Source organism: Blautia sp. OF03-13 (assembly GCF_003460685.1).
GTDB classification, from domain to species: domain Bacteria; phylum Bacillota; class Clostridia; order Lachnospirales; family Lachnospiraceae; genus Fusicatenibacter; species Fusicatenibacter saccharivorans.
Map to the genome: position 1 here is coordinate 15490 of NZ_QTVR01000008.1, position 16894 is coordinate 32383.

The 16894-nt window shown below is 51.6% G+C and carries 16 protein-coding genes and 1 riboswitch; of the genes, 12 read left to right on the top strand and 4 right to left on the bottom strand.

Annotation, left to right across the window (positions count from 1 at the left end; all coding sequences use genetic code 11):
• Positions 1-61 precede the first annotated feature (61 nt).
• The 3 genes from DXA55_RS07590 to DXA55_RS18575 are packed head-to-tail and all read right to left on the bottom strand — an operon-like array spanning position 62 to position 2762.
• A complete protein-coding gene (locus DXA55_RS07590; protein ID WP_117813607.1) occupies positions 62-1342 on the bottom strand; it encodes a metallopeptidase TldD-related protein in 1281 nt (426 codons plus the stop codon).
• Entirely contained in the window at positions 1342-2427 is a 1086-nt protein-coding gene (locus tag DXA55_RS07595) for a TldD/PmbA family protein (protein ID WP_330415161.1), read from the bottom strand. The genes DXA55_RS07590 and DXA55_RS07595 overlap by 1 nt, the downstream gene beginning before the upstream one ends.
• A gap of 35 nt (positions 2428-2462) precedes the next feature.
• A complete protein-coding gene (locus DXA55_RS18575; RefSeq protein ID WP_330415162.1) occupies positions 2463-2762 on the bottom strand; it encodes a hypothetical protein in 300 nt (99 codons plus the stop codon).
• A gap of 243 nt (positions 2763-3005) precedes the next feature.
• Here DXA55_RS18575 and DXA55_RS07600 point away from each other — a divergent pair, with 243 nt between their 5' ends.
• From DXA55_RS07600 to DXA55_RS07655, 12 genes are all read left to right on the top strand, one after another.
• Positions 3006-3935 carry a beta-ketoacyl-ACP synthase III gene (locus DXA55_RS07600; protein ID WP_117813609.1) on the top strand — a complete coding sequence of 310 codons (930 nt, stop codon included), beginning with the start codon at positions 3006-3008 and terminating at the stop codon, positions 3933-3935.
• Between the two features lie 51 nt (positions 3936-3986).
• Positions 3987-4214, top strand: a complete 228-nt coding sequence (gene acpP / locus DXA55_RS07605; RefSeq protein WP_022462597.1) for an acyl carrier protein — start codon at positions 3987-3989, stop codon at positions 4212-4214.
• A 30-nt stretch (positions 4215-4244) separates the two neighbouring features.
• Positions 4245-5183: an enoyl-[acyl-carrier-protein] reductase FabK gene (fabK, locus tag DXA55_RS07610; RefSeq protein ID WP_022462596.1), complete on the top strand. Its 939-nt coding sequence runs from the start codon at positions 4245-4247 to the stop codon at positions 5181-5183.
• On the top strand, positions 5180-6100 hold the full coding sequence (gene fabD / locus DXA55_RS07615) for an ACP S-malonyltransferase (protein WP_117813611.1): 921 nt from the start codon (positions 5180-5182) through the stop codon (positions 6098-6100). The genes fabK and fabD overlap by 4 nt, the downstream gene beginning before the upstream one ends.
• Before the next feature lie 28 nt (positions 6101-6128).
• Positions 6129-6869: a 3-oxoacyl-[acyl-carrier-protein] reductase gene (gene fabG / locus DXA55_RS07620; RefSeq protein WP_022462594.1), complete on the top strand. Its 741-nt coding sequence runs from the start codon at positions 6129-6131 to the stop codon at positions 6867-6869.
• A gap of 16 nt (positions 6870-6885) precedes the next feature.
• Positions 6886-8121, top strand: coding sequence for a beta-ketoacyl-ACP synthase II (fabF, locus tag DXA55_RS07625; RefSeq protein ID WP_055227403.1), 1236 nt, complete (start codon positions 6886-6888; stop codon positions 8119-8121).
• A gap of 36 nt (positions 8122-8157) precedes the next feature.
• Positions 8158-8673: an acetyl-CoA carboxylase biotin carboxyl carrier protein gene (accB, locus tag DXA55_RS07630; protein WP_055218562.1), complete on the top strand. Its 516-nt coding sequence runs from the start codon at positions 8158-8160 to the stop codon at positions 8671-8673.
• Positions 8674-8699: 26 nt separating this feature from the next.
• The gene (gene fabZ / locus DXA55_RS07635; protein ID WP_022462591.1) at positions 8700-9137 is read left to right on the top strand and encodes a 3-hydroxyacyl-ACP dehydratase FabZ; all 438 of its coding nucleotides are present in this window, start codon (positions 8700-8702) and stop codon (positions 9135-9137) included.
• The gene (accC, locus tag DXA55_RS07640) at positions 9134-10480 is read left to right on the top strand and encodes an acetyl-CoA carboxylase biotin carboxylase subunit (RefSeq protein WP_117813613.1); all 1347 of its coding nucleotides are present in this window, start codon (positions 9134-9136) and stop codon (positions 10478-10480) included. Before fabZ ends, accC begins: the two co-directional genes overlap by 4 nt.
• Positions 10481-11036: 556 nt before the next feature.
• A complete protein-coding gene (locus DXA55_RS07645; protein WP_117813615.1) occupies positions 11037-12746 on the top strand; it encodes an acetyl-CoA carboxylase carboxyltransferase subunit alpha in 1710 nt (569 codons plus the stop codon).
• 801 nt (positions 12747-13547) lie between these two features.
• A riboswitch (cobalamin riboswitch) is annotated at positions 13548-13741 on the top strand.
• 294 nt (positions 13742-14035) lie between these two features.
• Positions 14036-15340, top strand: coding sequence for a sirohydrochlorin cobaltochelatase (locus DXA55_RS07650; RefSeq protein WP_117804106.1), 1305 nt, complete (start codon positions 14036-14038; stop codon positions 15338-15340).
• 139 nt (positions 15341-15479) lie between these two features.
• Entirely contained in the window at positions 15480-16091 is a 612-nt protein-coding gene (locus tag DXA55_RS07655; RefSeq protein WP_022462174.1) for a hypothetical protein, read from the top strand.
• Positions 16092-16202: 111 nt separating this feature from the next.
• Here DXA55_RS07655 and DXA55_RS07660 read toward each other — a convergent pair whose 3' ends face one another.
• Positions 16203-16661, bottom strand: coding sequence for a DUF2798 domain-containing protein (locus tag DXA55_RS07660; protein WP_055218568.1), 459 nt, complete (start codon positions 16659-16661; stop codon positions 16203-16205).
• Positions 16662-16894 lie beyond the last annotated feature (233 nt).

The following is a 16894-nucleotide window of genomic DNA, read 5'->3' on the forward strand; positions in this document are numbered from 1 at the left end:
TCTCCGGTTTCGAACTTGAAACCTGGAGATGCTCCTTTTTCGTATGCTGCAGAATGAAAAATTATTCTCCCGCCACCGTCACATCCCGCAGCAGTACCGCACACGGTACCACGCGGTTGTTTATCTGCTGTGTCTCTTTCGAGAAAGTCAGATTTTTCAGCACATCGTCATAACGGGCGGAAAGTGATCCGCTGGTTGTCGGATGGGAGGTGGTTCCGTCGCTTTCATACGCGAGCCGGATCTCACCGCCGCAGGTGCCGCTTACGGCATCCATATCAAACGCACTGAAATCGGTGATTTCTATATGCGGCATGCTGCGCAGCTCGTCGAGTGTTTTCGAACCGCCTTCAACTACCATGTTATTCATGGAAGTAGTATCCTTCATGCCGATATAATGGGCATGCTGAAGGCTGCCCCAGTAGGAGCGGCAGATGCCGTTTTCAAACAGAACGCGCTCGGCTACCGGCATACCGGTTTCGTCGTACGGCGCGTTTTTGGCAGAGCCGTCGAGCGTCGGCACGAGGCGGATATTCAGCGGATCCGCATCCGCACCGGTGATGGCTTCGCCGATTTTTGCTTTTGCAACGCCCATATACTGATAAGAAGCGTTGGTATGCATGGCAAAATACTGGAAGAAACTGCCGACGGCATTTCCGGTCAGGAGAACATCAGCATGCTCATTCTGGCGGGTCGGAACAGCATTCAGACGCTGGCGGCCGGTGTGGAACATTCCGCGCACTTCGGCGATGATCTTCTCGGCAGATTTGTCGGAGAAGCGGAGATCTTTGTAGATCTCAATCTCATGATCATCCTTGCGGGAGTTTGTGACAACCTCGATCTCGCAGTCAAAGCCGGAGAAGGTGACATCGACACCGCGGGAATTGCGGATGTGTGTCTGCTTCTGGTTGACGAAAATCTCATAGGAGTTTACACGGGAATCCTCTTCCGCCTTGATTTCCTGCATAGCCTGCACCAGTTTTACGAGTTCAGCGGTAAGATCGCGGGAAGCATCAGCCGTGTCGGCGCTTGCCTGGGCATCCGATGGCTCTGCAACAGGGTACCATGGGTTCTGCACAAACTGTGCGGCGAACAGCGCCTGGTCAATTTCCTGCTTCATTTCTTCGCGGGAAATGCCCTGGTGGATTTCTTTTTCTGCGCTTCCGCGGAATTTCCCATCCTCACTGTCGACAAAGACGGTCAGAAACGTATGCGTTACTTTTTTCGCGCGGCTCATGTCGAGCTTCTGACCGATGAAAAATGCCTCGCGGGATTCGGTCTGCTCTTCGCGGATCAGAAAGTCGCTGGCTTTGCTTGTTTTTAATACATCGTATAATTCGTTCATCAGCCTAACCTCACTTTACATTTCAGATACGGGCCGCCATCGCTGACTTTGACCCATTCTTTGTGACCTTTTCCGCACATGCCGGAGCCGAAGAGCTCTTCTTTGTCGGAAACCATGGAGATGCTCTTTAAGAGATCCGGAACGTAGCCGGTCAGGGTGACAGGAGATACGACTTTTCCGGTCAGCTTACCGTCTTTGATCTCGCGGCCGAGTCCGACCATGCACTGGATGCCCCAGTGTTTCGGGTCTTCCATACCGGACTGAACGCTTTCGAGAAGATAGCCGTGCTCAATCGAAGCGATCATATCATCGAGTTTATCTGTGCCTGCGGTGAAGTAGGTGTTGGTCATACGGGAGTAGACTTTGCGCTCGAAGCTCTCGCGTTTTCCGTTTCCGGTCGGCGTGGTGCCAAGGCGGAGTGCGCTTACGAGATCGCTGATGCCGGTAACGAGTGTACCGTGGTCGATGACCGTGGTGTCGGTGCCGGGCGTTCCCTCATCATCAAAAAGATAACTGCTGACCTGCTGTGCGCCGACTGCTCCGTCGTGCATGGAGGAGAGCTGGGAGGCAACAGGCTTGCCGATATACTCTTTGGCGAGTGCGCGGTCTTTGACAAACATATCCATCTCGACACCGTGGCCGAATGCCTCGTGTGCAATCACGCCGGTGACATCCGGTGCGGTGATGACATCGTACATGCCAGGGGTGACCGGATCGGAGTGGAGCTTGTCGTACAGAACGGCGATGATTTCCTCAACAATCGCATCCATCTCATTTAAGATTTCCACGCCTTTCAGGCCGGAGCAGGAACGGTACGACATATTCTGTTTTCCGTTTTCTGTGCCGATTGCGGAAAGGGAGCCCTCCGAGAAAGCGTAGGACTGCATCAGATCCTTTTTGGAGGAGAGGAACAGCTTGTTGACACGGGCAAAGCTGACGGTACTCTGGAATTCCAGAATTCCTTCATGGGCAGCGCCGGCGTCGCAGAGCTTCCGAAGGTGGGAGAGAATCTCCTCTGCGGAGACGGTCTCCGGGTCAATCTCGATTTCATTCTGCATTGTTTTTGCGATGGCTTCTTCCTGCACGAGAGGAGACTCCATCTGCGCAATGCCGAGTGCCTTTAATGCCTGAAATCGGATTTCAGCGCGGAAGTAATTTCCTCCGCAAGATCTGCGGCATCGGTGAGGTTGTTGAAGGAATATTCGGTGTAGGAACCGTCCTGCCATACACGGACAACGAAGCCGCGTTCACAGAAGTGATAATCGCCGACGGTGGTCTGATGCATGCTGACGCGGTAGGTCGTACCTTTGACATCGGTGCAGAGCACGCTGACATAATCGAATTCGCGCTCGAGCAGACGGATCAGTTCCTGAATCTGTGGTTTGATTTCCACAAGATAGGATGACATTGGAACCTGCATAAGTTTGGTGTCCTTTCTGGAGCCTGCCGGAGTGTTCGATAGAGAACCTGCGCCGGGGCTCAAAATAATAGAATCCGGAAAAATAGTTTCGAAAAAATCCCGAACATAGTTTCATTATAGAAGTGGGAAATGGAAAAAGCAATAAAAAAAGGTTGACAAAATGAATTTTGATGATATACTTTGAATATCAAAACATTTGAAAAGAAAAATGTTTGAGAATGAAATAAGCAAGAGGACAGTAAGGTGAAAAACGGCAGAATTGCGGGAACCGGTTCGTATGTACCGGAGACGATATGGAAAAATGAAGATCTGGAAAAGATGGTGGATACGAGCGATATCTGGATCCGGGAGCGGACGGGAATCGGTGCGCGCCACATAGCCGGGGAGGAGACGGTTGCCCAAATGGCAGTAAAGGCGGCGAGAAGAGCGCTGGAAAATGCCGGGATCTGTTCGACAGAACTGGATTTGATTCTCGTCGGAACCTCCTCGTCGGAGAGCATCTTTCCGAATACCGCCTGTCTTGTGCAGGATGAAATCGGTGCCTTCCGTGCCGCCTGTCTCGATGTCAGCGCCGCCTGCACCGGATTTCTTGCGGTGTATGAGCTGGGCCAGCTGTATATCCGGAGCGGCAAGGCAAAAAACGTGCTGCTGATCGGCGCGGATGCCCTGAGCCGCCTGGTGGACTGGAGTGACCGCGGAACCTGCATTCTGTTCGGGGACGGCGCGGGAGCCGTTGTGCTGACGGCAGAGGAGCAGAAGACAAAAGCGTGCGAAAAGATCCATTCTGATGGAGAAAAAGGCGTGTCGCTGACCTGCGAAAAGGGAACGTATCTGCAGATGGACGGCCGTGCCGTGTTCCAGTTTGCTTTATCCCGCGTGCCGGAAGTCATCCGCGAGGTGCTGAAAGAAGCCGAGGTGCCGGTCGAGGAGATTGATGCGTTTATCCTTCATCAGGCAAACAGCCGCATCATCGACGGCGTGGCAAAACGACTGAAGGCGCCGAAAGAAAAATTTCCGCGGAATATCGAAGCATACGGCAATACGTGTGCGGCGAGCATTCCGATTCTGCTGGATGAGTGGAACCGGTCCGGCAGAGCCAAAAAAGGACAGAGAATCGTTCTCTCCGGTTTCGGAGCAGGACTGATCTGGGGCGCGGCGTACCTGGAATGGTAAGAAACGCCCATATAAAATAAGAAGAATAAGAAAAAAAGTGAGGACAAAAACATGTTAGAAAAAGTAAAAGAAACCGTAGCAGAAGCACTGGGAGCAGATATCGATACCATCACAGCGGAGACTTCCTTCAAAGAGGATCTCGGAGCAGATTCCCTGGATCTGTTTGAAATGGTCATGTCCCTCGAGGACACCTGCGGCGTGGAAATCCCGACCGAGGATCTGGAAACGATGGTAACTGTCGGTGATGTTGCAGAGTATCTGGAGCAGCACAAAAACTAAGAAAGATCGGGAAGCAGGAGGAAGCGATTCATGATCACAGAAGTGACAAAATTACTCGGGATTCAGTATCCAGTCATTCAGGGCGGCATGGCCTGGGTGGCGGAGCATCATCTGGCAGCGGCAGTTTCCGAGGCCGGCGGCCTTGGCCTCATCGGAGCATCGGCGGCACCGGCAGAGTGGGTTCGGAATGAAATCCGCGAAGCAAAAAAACTGACGGACAAACCGTTCGGCGTCAACATCATGCTGATGAGCCCGTATGCGGATGAGGTGGCAAAAGTGGTTGCCGAGGAAGGCGTAAAAGTCGTTACGACGGGCGCAGGAAATCCGGAGAAATATATGGAACTGTGGAAAAACGCTGGCATCCGCGTCATCCCGGTGGTCGCTTCCGTGGCTCTTGCAAGACGAATGGAGCGCGCAGGCGCAGACGCTGTTGTGGCAGAAGGATGTGAGTCCGGCGGCCATATCGGCGAGACGACAACGATGGCACTCGTTCCGCAGGTGGCAGATGCCGTAAAAATTCCGGTCATTGCGGCCGGTGGAATTGCGGACGGACGCGGCATGGCAGCAGCCTTTATGCTGGGTGCCGAGGCGGTTCAGATGGGAACGCGTTTTGTCGCTTCGAAAGAGGCCGTTGTGCATGAAAATTACAAGCAGCTGGTGATCAAGGCGAAAGATATTGATACCCGCGTGACAGGCCGCACAACCGGTCATCCGGTGCGGGCGATCCGAAATGAGATGACACGCCATTATCTGGAACTGGAAAAAGAGGGAGCTCCGTTCGAAGAGCTGGAAAAACTGACGCTCGGCGGTCTTCGAAGAGCCGTTGTGGACGGCGATGTCAAAACCGGAAGCGTGATGTCCGGTCAGATTGCAGGTATGGTAAAAGACGAGAAAAGCTGCAAAGAAATCATAGAGCAGATGATGAATGAGATGGAAGAACTTCTGAAAGGAGCACCGGCGCGGTTATGAGTAAAACAGCATTTATGTTTCCTGGACAGGGTTCCCAGTGTGTCGGCATGGGCGCGGATTTTTATGAAGCATGTCCGAAAGCGAGAGCCGTCTACGATATGGCATCCGAGCTGATCGGGATTGATATGAAAAAACTCTGTTTTGAGGAAAATGAACATCTGGATCAGACAGAGTTTACCCAGATTGCACTGCTGACAACCGGAATGGCGATGGAGCAGTCCATCCGGGCGTGCGGCCTTACGCCGGATGTGACAGCGGGCCTCAGCCTTGGCGAGTACAACGCGATTGTGTCCGCCGGCGGTATGGAAATGGCGGATGCGATGAAGGTCGTCCGCAGAAGAGGCATCCTGATGGAGGAGGCTGTTCCGGCAGGCGAGGGCGCGATGGCGGCGGTGCTCGGCATGGAAGCTGCAAAAATCGAAGAGATTTTGAGCGGGATTTCCGGCGCCTACATTGCCAATTACAACTGCCCGGGTCAGATTGTCATCACCGGATATGAGGCGGCAGTGGCAGAGGCTTCGGAAAAGTTAAAAGAAGCAGGCGCAAAGCGGGTACTTCCGCTGAACGTAAGCGGCCCGTTCCATTCCCCGATGATGGAATCCGCATCCAAGGGACTGACGGAGGCGCTCGAGGGTGTCGGTTTTATGGAACTCGCGATTCCGTATGTAACGAATGTAACCGGTCAGTATGTGCGTGACATTGCACTGACACGCGGCCTTCTGATCCAGCAGGTGGCATCCGGTGTGCGGTGGCAGCAGAGCATCGAGGCAATGATTGCGGACGGCGTTGATACCTTCGTGGAGATCGGACCGGGAAGAACACTGACCGGCTTTTTAAGAAAAATCAACCGGGATGTAAAAGGTTACAATATCCGCACCTATGAGGAAATGCATCAGGTGTGCGAAACTTTATTATAGATAGTGGATTATGCAGCAGGAGAATGAGATGTTAAGTGGAAAAACAGCAGTAGTAACGGGCGCATCCCGCGGAATCGGGCGTGCGATTGCAGAAAAACTGGCGGCGGAGGGAGCCTTTGTTGTCATCAATTACAATGGTTCAAAAGAGGCGGCCGAAACCGTGCTTGCGGGAATCCGCGCGGCAGGAGGAGACGGCTGTGTGATGCAGTGCAATGTATCGGATTTTGCGGCGTGTGAAGCGTGGATGAAGGAAATTCTTGCTTTGTATGGGAAAATCGATATTCTGGTCAACAACGCGGGCATCACAAAGGACGGCCTTCTGATGGGCATGTCGGAGGAAGCCTTCGACCGTGTCATTGAGACAAACCTCAAGGGAACGTTCAACTGCATCCGCTTTGCGGCACGGCCGATGATCCGTCAGAAGAGCGGCTGCATCATCAACATGGCTTCTGTGGTCGGCGTGGCAGGAAACGCCGGACAGGCAAATTATGCGGCATCGAAAGCAGGTGTGATCGGCCTGACGAAAACAGCGGCACGGGAACTGGCATCCCGCGGCATCCGCGTCAATGCGATTGCGCCGGGCTTTATTGAGACCGATATGACGGAGGTTCTTTCGGATAAAGTGAAAGAAGCATCCGTATCCCAGATTCCTCTCGGCCATTTCGGAAAGCCGGAGGATGTGGCAAACCTGGCCGCATTTCTGGCATCCGAAGCGGCAGCTTACATCACCGGACAGGTGATTCACTGCGACGGCGGCATGGTGATCTAAGAAAAGGAGAGTTGGAATGAAGAGAAGAGTAGTCATCACAGGGCTGGGTGCGGTAACCCCGATTGGAAATACCGTGGAGGAATTCTGGAACGGCGTCCGCAAGGGAGCCTGCGGAATCGGAACGATTACGAAATTTGATACAGCAGAATATAAAGTACATCTGGCAGGCGAGGTCAAAGGCTTCGTGGCAAAAGAACGCATGGATTTCAAGGCGGCAAGACGAATGGGAACTTTCTCCCAGTATGCCGTTGCGGCAGCAAAAGAAGCGTTTGCAGATGCCGGCATTTCCATGGAGAATGAAGATCCGTTCCGCGTCGGCGTTCTGGTGGGCTCCGGCGTCGGTGATCTGAATGCATGCGAGCAGGCGAAAGCCAAAATTGATGCCGGAAATCCGTCCCGCGTCAACCCGTTTACCGTTCCGGTGATGATTGCGAACATGGCGGCGGGAAACGTTGCGATTGCACTCGGCGCGAAAGGAAAATGTACCAGCGTGGTGACGGCGTGTGCGACAGGAACGCACTGCATTGGCGATGCCTTCCGCGCAATTCAGTACAACGATGCGGACATCTGCGTGGCAGGCGGCGCGGAGAGCGCAATTACGCCGGTCGGCGTGGCAGGCTTTTCGGCACTGACCGCACTTTCCGAGTCGGAAGATCCGCTGCGGGCTTCGATTCCATTTGATAAAGACCGGAACGGTTTCGTCATGGGCGAGGGCGCCGGCATTCTCGTACTTGAGGAGCTGGAGCACGCGAAACAGCGCGGCGCGAAGATCTATGCAGAGGTAGTCGGATACGGCGCAACCTGCGATGCGTACCACATTACTTCTCCATTGGAAGATGGAAGTGGCGCGGCACGTGCGATGGAGCTTGCGATGGAAGAAGCGGGAGTAAAACCGGAAGAAGTTACTTATATTAATGCACACGGAACGTCCACACATCACAACGATCTGTTTGAAACGCGTGCGATCCGGAAAGCCTTCGGTGATGCGGCAGACCATGTGCTGGTCAACTCGACGAAATCGATGGTCGGTCATCTGCTCGGCGCGGCAGGCGGTGTGGAAGCTGTTGTCTGTGCGAAATCCATTCAGGACGGCTTCGTGCATCAGACGATTGGAACAAAGGAAGCAGATGCGGAATGCGATCTGAATTACTGCATCGGCGCTCCGGTGGAAACCGATGTGAAACTGGCAATGAGCAATTCCCTTGGTTTTGGCGGCCACAATGCGGTGCTGCTGTTTCAGAAATATGAATAAAGCGGCATCGTGTTCCGGTGCAGAAAGGAAAATAAGATGGAATTAGATCAGATTTTACAGTTGATTGATAAAGTTTCGGATTCTTCGCTGACCGCGTTTGATTACGAGGCTGATGGGATCAAGATTGCCATGGAGCATGGAAAAGCAGCTCCGGTGCAGGTGCAGATGAGCGGGGTTCCATCCGGTGCCGGTCTGCAGATGGCAGAGATGATGGGCGGAGCAAATGGCGTGACAGCGAAAGAAGCAGCCATGCCGGAGAGAAAAGAAACGGCAGGAAAAAGTACAGCGGCTGAGGATCACAGCGAAGCAGAAGAAGGCGTTTTTGTGACATCCCCGCTGGTCGGAACGTTTTATACAGCTCCGGCAGAGGATGCCGAGCCGTTTGTGAAGGTCGGCGACACCGTGAAAAAGGGACAGGTTGTAGCGATTGTGGAGGCCATGAAGCTGATGAATGAGATTGAGAGCGAAGTGGACGGCGTGATTGCGGAGGTTCTGGTGAAAAACGGCGAGATGGTTGATTACGGAAAACCGCTGTTCCGGGTAAAAGCGTAAAGCCGGGACGAGAAAGGAAGCAGCGAATGAACAGTTTGACAACGAAACAGATTCAGGAGATTATTCCACACAGACATCCGTTTCTGCTGGTGGATTACATAGAAGATTTTGAGCCGGGCGAATTCGGCATTGGGTATAAATGTGTGACGTACCGCGAGGATTTTTTTGCGGGTCATTTTCCGCAGGAGCCGGTGATGCCGGGCGTGCTGATTATCGAGGCGCTGGCGCAGGTCGGTGCGGTTGCGATTCTTTCTCTTGACGAGAATAAGGGAAAAATTGCATTTTTCGGCGGCATCAACAAGTGCCGCTTTAAGGGAAAAGTGAAACCGGGAGACAAGCTTCGTCTGGAGACGAAAATTATCCGCCACAAGGGACCGATGGGCGTCGGGGAAGCGGTTGCTTCGGTTGACGGCAAGGTGGTCGCGCAGGCGGAACTGACCTTTATGGTGGGGGCAGCACAATGATTCGAAAAGTTTTGATTGCAAACCGTGGGGAGATCGCGGTCCGGATTATCCGGGCATGCCGTGAGATGGGAATTCTCACGGTTGCTGTTTATTCGGAGGCGGACCGGGAGGCACTGCATGCGCAGCTCGCGGATGAGGCGGTGTGCATCGGGCCGGCACCGTCGAAGAACAGTTATTTAAATATGGAACGTATTTTGAGTGCGGCGCTTGTGACGGGGGCGGATGCGGTTCATCCGGGATTTGGATTCCTGTCGGAGAACAGCACGTTTGCGCGGAGATGCCAGGAGTGCCACATTACGTGGATTGGTCCATCTCCTGAGGTGATGGACCGGCTGGGTAATAAGTCTGAGGCGCGAAATACGATGCAGGCAGCCGGTGTGCCGGTGATTCCGGGGACGAAGGAACCTGTTTTTGACTGGGAGACGGGTCTTTCTGAGGCCGACCGGATTGGTTTTCCGGTGATGATTAAGGCGGCGCTTGGAGGCGGCGGCAAGGGTATGCGCATGGCGGAGACGCGTGGGGAGTTCCAGAGTGCGTTTCAGACGGCACAGAAGGAGGCTAAAAGTTCGTTTGCGGACGGGACGATGTATGTGGAGCGGCTGATTCGTCATCCACGTCATGTGGAGTTTCAGATTATGGCGGACTCGTTCGGGAATGTGATTCATCTGGGGGAGCGGGACTGCTCGATTCAGAGGAATCATCAGAAGATGATTGAGGAGTCGCCTTGTGTGGCGATTGATGACACGCTGCGGGAGCGGATGGGCTCGGCGGCGGTCCGGGCGGCGAAGGCGGCGCATTATGTGAATGCGGGGACGATTGAGTTTCTGCTGGAGCCGGACGGGAATTTTTATTTTATGGAGATGAATACGCGGATTCAGGTGGAGCATCCGGTGACGGAGTGGGTCACGGGGGTGGATCTGATTCAGGAGCAGCTTCGGGTGGCTTCGGGGATGCCGCTGTCGGTGACGCAGGGAGAGGTCCGGCTTTCGGGGCATGCGATTGAGTGCAGGATTAATGCGGAGAATCCGGCGAAGAATTTCAGGCCTTGTCCGGGGAAGATTACGGAGATGCATCTGCCTGGGGGATTTGGAGTACGGGTGGATACGGCGGCGTATGACGGGTATGTGATTCCGGCGTTTTATGATTCGATGCTGGCGAAACTGATTGTGCATGGGAGGACGCGTGAGGAGGCGATTGCGCGGATGAGGAGTGCGCTGGGGGAAGTCGTCATCGAGGGAGTCGACACTAACGTTGATTATTTGTATTCTATTTTAAATGAAGAGGAGTATCTGGCCGGGAGGGCGGATATTGAGTTTGTGGAGCGGTTGACGGAGAGATTGTGAGAGACGGACGCCGCCCGGCAGTACAGCAGAGGGGGACGGCGCGGTTTCAGAGGAAAGAAACACTAAGGACTCCAGCATTTGCTAAAACCATTTTCAAAAATCCAAAACTCGCTGTCGCTCAGACAGTTGGATTTTTGAAAATAACGCAAATTCTGGAAGCCTAAGTGTTTCTATAGCAATCCCCGAAAATAATGCAAAAAATTCAGCACCGCAGAGCGTGAATTACTGCGTCACAGATTTTCGTCGTACCCCGGTACGCCTTCAAATCTGTTCCTTGCAATTCGCGCTCTGCAGCACTGCCTTTTTTGCATTATTTTCGGGTCTTGCTATAGTTCCTCCTGCAAATGCGCCGTCCCCCTCTGCTGTACTGCCGGGCGGCTGAGATCAGACACACGACTGGGAGAGTGTGGTCAGCGACACGCGGGGCGGTGCGGCTGGGATGACAGGAGTGAGCGGTGAAGAGAGAATGAATGCCTCGATGGGTGAGGTGTGTGGTTGGAAGATTGTTATGGTGACAATAGAGTGAAAGTGTTATGACGTAAGGAGTGATGGTGGTATGATGCTGGGTAAGTATTTTAAGAAGACGGTGTTTCGGAAGGAGCACACGGTGGATGGGGTGGTGCCGGAGGCGCCGCAGGGGATTTTGAAGAAGTGTAATGCTTGTAAGGGGGCTATTTTTACGGAGGATGTGAAGAGGAATCTTTATATTTGTCCGAAGTGTGGGAATTATTTTCGGGTGCATGCGTATCGGAGGATTGAGTTTCTTCTGGATGATGGGAGTTTTGAGGAATGGGATCAGGGGATGACGGCGGGGAATCCGCTGGGGTTTCCGGGGTATGAAGAGAAGGTGAGGGCTCTGCAGGAGAGAACAGGACTTACGGAGGCTGTTGTGACTGGTAAGGGACGGATCAACGGGATGGAGACGGTGATCGGGGTCTGTGATGGCAGGTTTATGATGGCAAGTATGGGTGAGGCTGTTGGGGAGAAGATTACGCGGGCGGTGGAGAGGGCGACGAAGCTCTCGCTGCCGGTGATTTTGTTTGCGTGCTCGGGAGGGGCGCGGATGCAGGAGGGGATTGTTTCTCTGATGCAGATGGCGAAGACGTCGGCGGCGCTGAAAAGACACAGTGATGCGGGGCTTTTGTATGTGAGTGTGCTGACGGACCCGACGACGGGCGGCGTGACGGCGAGCTGGGCGATGCTGGGGGATATTATTCTGGCGGAGCCGCATGCGCTGATCGGGTTTGCGGGACCGAGGGTTATTGAGCAGACAATAGGACAGAAACTGCCGAAAGGATTCCAGCGGGCGGAGTTTCTGGTGGAGCATGGGTTTGTGGATCGGATTCTGCCAAGAGAAGAGGCGAAAGAGGTGCTGTCGGAGATTCTGCGGATGCATGGGAAAGATATCGAAGTTTCCTCGGAAGTGCTGACTTTGGGGGATGGAGACGTGAAGCGGTCTTTGGCAGCACCAGAAACGGGAGAGAAAACATCGGCTTGGGACTGTGTGCAGAAAGCGCGGAAAAAGGACCGACCGGTGGGAGAAGATTATATTCGGGAGCTGTTTCCTGATTTTATTGAGTTTCATGGTGATCGACTGTATGGCGATGATGCGGCGATCATCGGCGGTATTGCATCGTTTGACGGCACACCGGTCACGGTCATCGCCGAGGCGAAAGGCGCGGATACGAAAGAAAACATCCGCCGCAATTTCGGCATGCCGTCCCCGGATGGCTACCGCAAAGCCCTGCGTCTGATGAAACAGGCCGAAAAATTCCACAGGCCTGTTATCTGTCTCATAGACACCCCAGGCGCCTTCTGCGGAATGGAAGCCGAAGAACGCGGCCAGGGCGAGGCGATTGCGCGGAACCTGTATGAAATGTCAGCGTTAAAAACGCCGGTTCTTTCTATTGTCATTTCAGAAGGCGGCAGCGGCGGTGCACTGGCACTCGCCGTGGCGGATGAAGTGTGGATGATGCAGAATGCCATCTACTCCATCCTGTCGCCGGAGGGATTTGCAAGCATTCTATGGAAAGACGGCAAACGCGCGCCGGAGGCCGCCGAGGTGATGAAGCTGACGGCGAGGGATTTGAAGGAACTGGGAATTGTAGAAGAGATTGTGGAAGAGCCGGGGGAGTTTACGGTGGACACAATGCCAGTGGTGTGTGAAGAATTGAGAGGCAAAATTCTGAGATTCCTGGAAAAGTATGAGAAGATGGATGGGGAAGAACTGGTAGAGGAGAGGTATCGGAGATTTCGGGATATGTGAAAAGAAGATTTTGACATATTCTGAAATGCATGATATTATGATATTGAAAAGAGTGCTACCGATAGACGGTTAGTCCATATTTATTGGTTTATGTAAAAATAGTCGCCAAAGTTTGCAGGACTGGGCGGCTATTTTTGTGATTTCGCAGTATCTTTGCCGAAGTTGTATCCAAGGCTAAAGCAGGTTAAGCCGAAACTTACAACTGCTATGAAGTCGATAATACTCATGGCTTAGCCCTCATTTCCAAGGAATTCCCATATAAAGGGTTTCTATGTAATCGGAGAGTCACAGTCCCTCCGTAGAAGGACTAACCGCCTACCGTTATGGCAGCACCCGTATATTGAGTATAACAGTTTCTTGTAGTCCATTCAATAAAAATATGATTGAAATGCAGAATAAAAATATACGGATTTTAGATATACAAAATAAATAGAGGATTTGAAGGGAGGAATAACTAATTGACGTTGGCGGAATTTATGGTAAGATAAAAGGGCAGGATACAAATACCGAGGATATTCTGCGAGTTCAGACTTAGGTCTGTGAGTTGAAAAACATTTTTGAATAAGTGTTAGACAAAAAGCATTAGAAAATATTCTAGTGCTTTTTATTTTAGTATTTATGTTATACAACAATGTAAACTTTACATTATTGTATAAGTATAAAAATATAATTTGTATTGTGTCCACGATGAACGTCGCGAATGTGGTATATGAAATGGAAAATGGCCGGATTTCCTGATTTTACGGCACTTGACAGAGAAAAGATGATGTGCTACACTAACAGTCGTTAAAGAAAAGACAATTAAATATCGATGTGTAAGGTGTCGGACATACGTGTCCGGTGAAAAGGGAAGCAGGTGTGAATCCTGCACGAACTCGTCACCGTATTTTGCAAGCAGGGGAATGATCCACTGGGAAACCGGGAAGGAGATCGATGCGCTGGAGTCAAATCCTGAAGCAATGAGCCGGGAGACCTGCCTTTCGCAGTACAGGAACGTTACGTTCGTGTCACGAGGAACTGGCAGTACAAAACAGGAAAGCGGACATTTGCCCCACAGCGGGTGAAATGGTTTTCTTTGTGATGAAAATACTGGAAGCCCCTCGTTGAAAAACGAAAGGGCTTCTTTCTATTTACGCGGGCAACGAGCCAAAGTCCGTGCTTGCACGAGACCTTAGCGACTGCCGCGATAACTTGAGAAACTCGCGGAGCGTATTTCTCATAGTTTGAAATGTAAAACGTCCCCGATATTGGTTGTTGCAAAGATACCAGCAAATGGGAGGAAAACAAAAATGAAAAAGAAACTTGTAGTCGCTTTAATTTCAGCAGCTATGGTAACATCTATGCTCGGCGCATGCGGAAGCAGCAACACATCCAGCAACAGCGCAAGCAGCACAGCAACAAGCAGCGTAAGTGCATCTTCCGCATCTGAGGAAGACACCACAGTAGCAAGCAGCAGCGTAAGCGCATCTTCTGCATCTGAAGAGGTATCCGCAGATGCAGACCAGGAGGCAGCAGATAAAGTGGCAGCTTTGATTGACGCAATTTATGTACAGGAAAGAAATGATAACACCGACGAGCAGTGCAAAGAAGCAAAAGAGGCATGGGATGCCCTGACAGACGCGCAGAAGGAACTTGTAGAAGGCGAGAACGCAGATCCGGATTACTTCGGAAGAGACACAGGTGATGCATCCAAGGATGATCCGTTAAACGGAGACGAGATCGGCGAGAATGAGCTTCTGGTTGTAAGCTTTGGTACTTCCTTCAACGACAGCCGTGCTGAGGATATCGGAGGCGTTGAGAAAGCTCTGCAGGCTGCATATCCGGACTGGTCCGTAAGACGTGCCTTCACCGCACAGATCATCATCAACCATGTACAGGCCCGCGATGACGAGAAGATCGACAACGTGGATCAGGCACTGGAAAGAGCCGTAAGCAATGGCGTGAAGAACCTGATTATCCAGCCGACTCACCTGATGCACGGAGCAGAGTACGATGAGCTGAAAGAAGCAGTAGATGGCTACAAGGATAAATTTGAGTCCGTAACCATCGCAGAGCCGCTGCTTGGCGAGGTTGGAAGTGACGCTACCGTAATCAACGAGGACAAACAGGCCGTTGCAGAAGCAATCACGGCACAGGCAGTAAAATCTGCAAATTATGACAGTCTGGATGCAGCAGCAGAGGACGGCACTGCTTTCGTATTTATGGGACATGGCACTTCCCACACTGCAAAAGTAACCTACAGCCAGATGCAGACACAGATGGATACTCTTGGATACAAAAACGTATTCATCGGAACCGTTGAGGGCGAGCCGGAAGAGACCGCTTGCGAGAACGTGATCGAGGCAGTAAAAGCAGCCGGATACAAGAAAGTAATTCTTCGTCCGCTGATGGTTGTTGCAGGTGACCACGCAAACAACGATATGGCAGGCGAGGATGAGGATTCCTGGAAGAGCCAGTTTGAGGCATCCGGTGCATTCGATGAGATCGACACTCAGATCGAAGGTCTTGGAAGAATCGATGCTGTTGAGCAGCTGTATGTACAGCACACCAAGGCAGCTATGGACGGCAACGGCGTTCAGGACGATGCTGAATAATTAGGGGTTGTATTCCGAACGTAAAATAGAGTAAAATAAGATCCGGCAGTACGGCTGAAGAGACTCAGTGTGCTGTCGGATTTTAAGTTGAGCGGATGAAAAAGATCCGCTTCAAGGTGATACAAGGAGGAAATTTATTATGAGAAAAAAATTGGCAGTTCTTTTTCTTGGAGCAGCACTGACTGTATCCATGCTCGGCGCATGTGGCGGAAAGGATGCAGCGTCATCTTCTGCATCTGCAGTATCTGCGTCTTCTGCGGCAGACGCATCTTCCGCTTCTGTACAGGATGCATCTAAGGCAGAGAGCAGTACATCCACATCAGATGTTTCAGCAGAAAGCGCATCGGCAGCGGAGACTGCAGGAGAAAGCAGCGCATCAGAGCTGGAAGACGGTACGTATACGGCAGACTTCAATACAGACAGCAATATGTTCCATGTCAATGAAGCAAAAGAAGGAAAGGGTGTCCTGACGGTAAAAGACGGAAAAATGACCATCCACGTCAGCCTGGTATCCAAAAACATTGTCAATGTCTTTGTGGGAACAAAAGAAGAAGCACAGGCAGACGGCGCAGAGCTGATCGAGCCGACCACAGATGAGGTAACGTATTCTGACGGAACCACAGATGAAGTGTACGGCTTTGATATCCCGGTAGAAAAACTGGACGAGGATTTCAATGTTGCGATCATTGGTAAAAAAGGAACCTGGTATGATCATGTAGTCAGCGTATCCAATCCGGTACCACAGGAGTAATCCGGGAAAAAACAAAAAGATATCCACAGAAGGTGAACCATTTTGCACCGTCTGTCCACAGAAATTGTGGACAGAGAGGGGAAAAACGGTTCCCTTTGTGGATATCTTTTCTTATTTCTCCGGAAACAGTTTGCAGAACAGAAAACGGATGAAGGGTCCGCAGTACATGAGCTGCCAGAAGAAGGCAACCGGGAAATTTAAGAACGTGGTCTGGAGCCAGACAGCGACAAATTCTTTTCCGGCATTTTTAAACAGCAGTGTTGCAATAAAACTCATAATCGGACACATAATAGCAATAATCATAATGGAAATTGCCAGCGTGATTACGATCGGACGATCCTGCGGTGTTACCATGCAAAAAGCTAATTTGTGAGCCAGATGATCCACGAGGAAAAACTCGAGGATAAAAGCGGCCGGCCACATGATCATCATCTCGTGAAACGCCATCAGAAAGACCTGATTTGTCATTCCGCCGATGTTCATGGAAATGTTGTAGCAGATCATGGCATAGACCATCAGAAAGGACATCATGAGGGTAAATACAACGTTTTGAAATTTTGTTTTTGGCATCGATTGTTCTCCTTTTCTTTGCGTTTTTTGAAAAATGGGCGCAAAAAAGACACATGTGTTGTTCGTTAACCAAGCAATGCACTTGTGCCGTTTCCAATCTGATACCAATCTTTTCTGCAGTTTTTAATTTTGAACCGTCGATTATTATAACGTCTCCGGCGGCGTTTGGCAAGAGGAAATTGAGAAATTTTTTAAAAAGACAGATAAACAAGAAAATTCGATGCGTGCTGGAA

Coding starts and splice junctions, on each gene's coding strand:
- DXA55_RS07590 (WP_117813607.1), bottom strand. CDS start 1,342: ATGAACGAATTATACGATGTATTAAAAACAAGCAAAGCCAGCGACTTT.
- DXA55_RS18575 (WP_330415162.1), bottom strand. CDS start 2,762: ATGCAGGTTCCAATGTCATCCTATCTTGTGGAAATCAAACCACAGATT.
- acpP (WP_022462597.1), top strand. CDS start 3,987: ATGTTAGAAAAAGTAAAAGAAACCGTAGCAGAAGCACTGGGAGCAGAT.
- fabK (WP_022462596.1), top strand. CDS start 4,245: ATGATCACAGAAGTGACAAAATTACTCGGGATTCAGTATCCAGTCATT.
- fabD (WP_117813611.1), top strand. CDS start 5,180: ATGAGTAAAACAGCATTTATGTTTCCTGGACAGGGTTCCCAGTGTGTC.
- fabG (WP_022462594.1), top strand. CDS start 6,129: ATGTTAAGTGGAAAAACAGCAGTAGTAACGGGCGCATCCCGCGGAATC.
- fabF (WP_055227403.1), top strand. CDS start 6,886: ATGAAGAGAAGAGTAGTCATCACAGGGCTGGGTGCGGTAACCCCGATT.
- accB (WP_055218562.1), top strand. CDS start 8,158: ATGGAATTAGATCAGATTTTACAGTTGATTGATAAAGTTTCGGATTCT.
- fabZ (WP_022462591.1), top strand. CDS start 8,700: ATGAACAGTTTGACAACGAAACAGATTCAGGAGATTATTCCACACAGA.
- accC (WP_117813613.1), top strand. CDS start 9,134: ATGATTCGAAAAGTTTTGATTGCAAACCGTGGGGAGATCGCGGTCCGG.
- DXA55_RS07645 (WP_117813615.1), top strand. CDS start 11,037: ATGATGCTGGGTAAGTATTTTAAGAAGACGGTGTTTCGGAAGGAGCAC.
- DXA55_RS07650 (WP_117804106.1), top strand. CDS start 14,036: ATGAAAAAGAAACTTGTAGTCGCTTTAATTTCAGCAGCTATGGTAACA.
- DXA55_RS07655 (WP_022462174.1), top strand. CDS start 15,480: ATGAGAAAAAAATTGGCAGTTCTTTTTCTTGGAGCAGCACTGACTGTA.
- DXA55_RS07660 (WP_055218568.1), bottom strand. CDS start 16,661: ATGCCAAAAACAAAATTTCAAAACGTTGTATTTACCCTCATGATGTCC.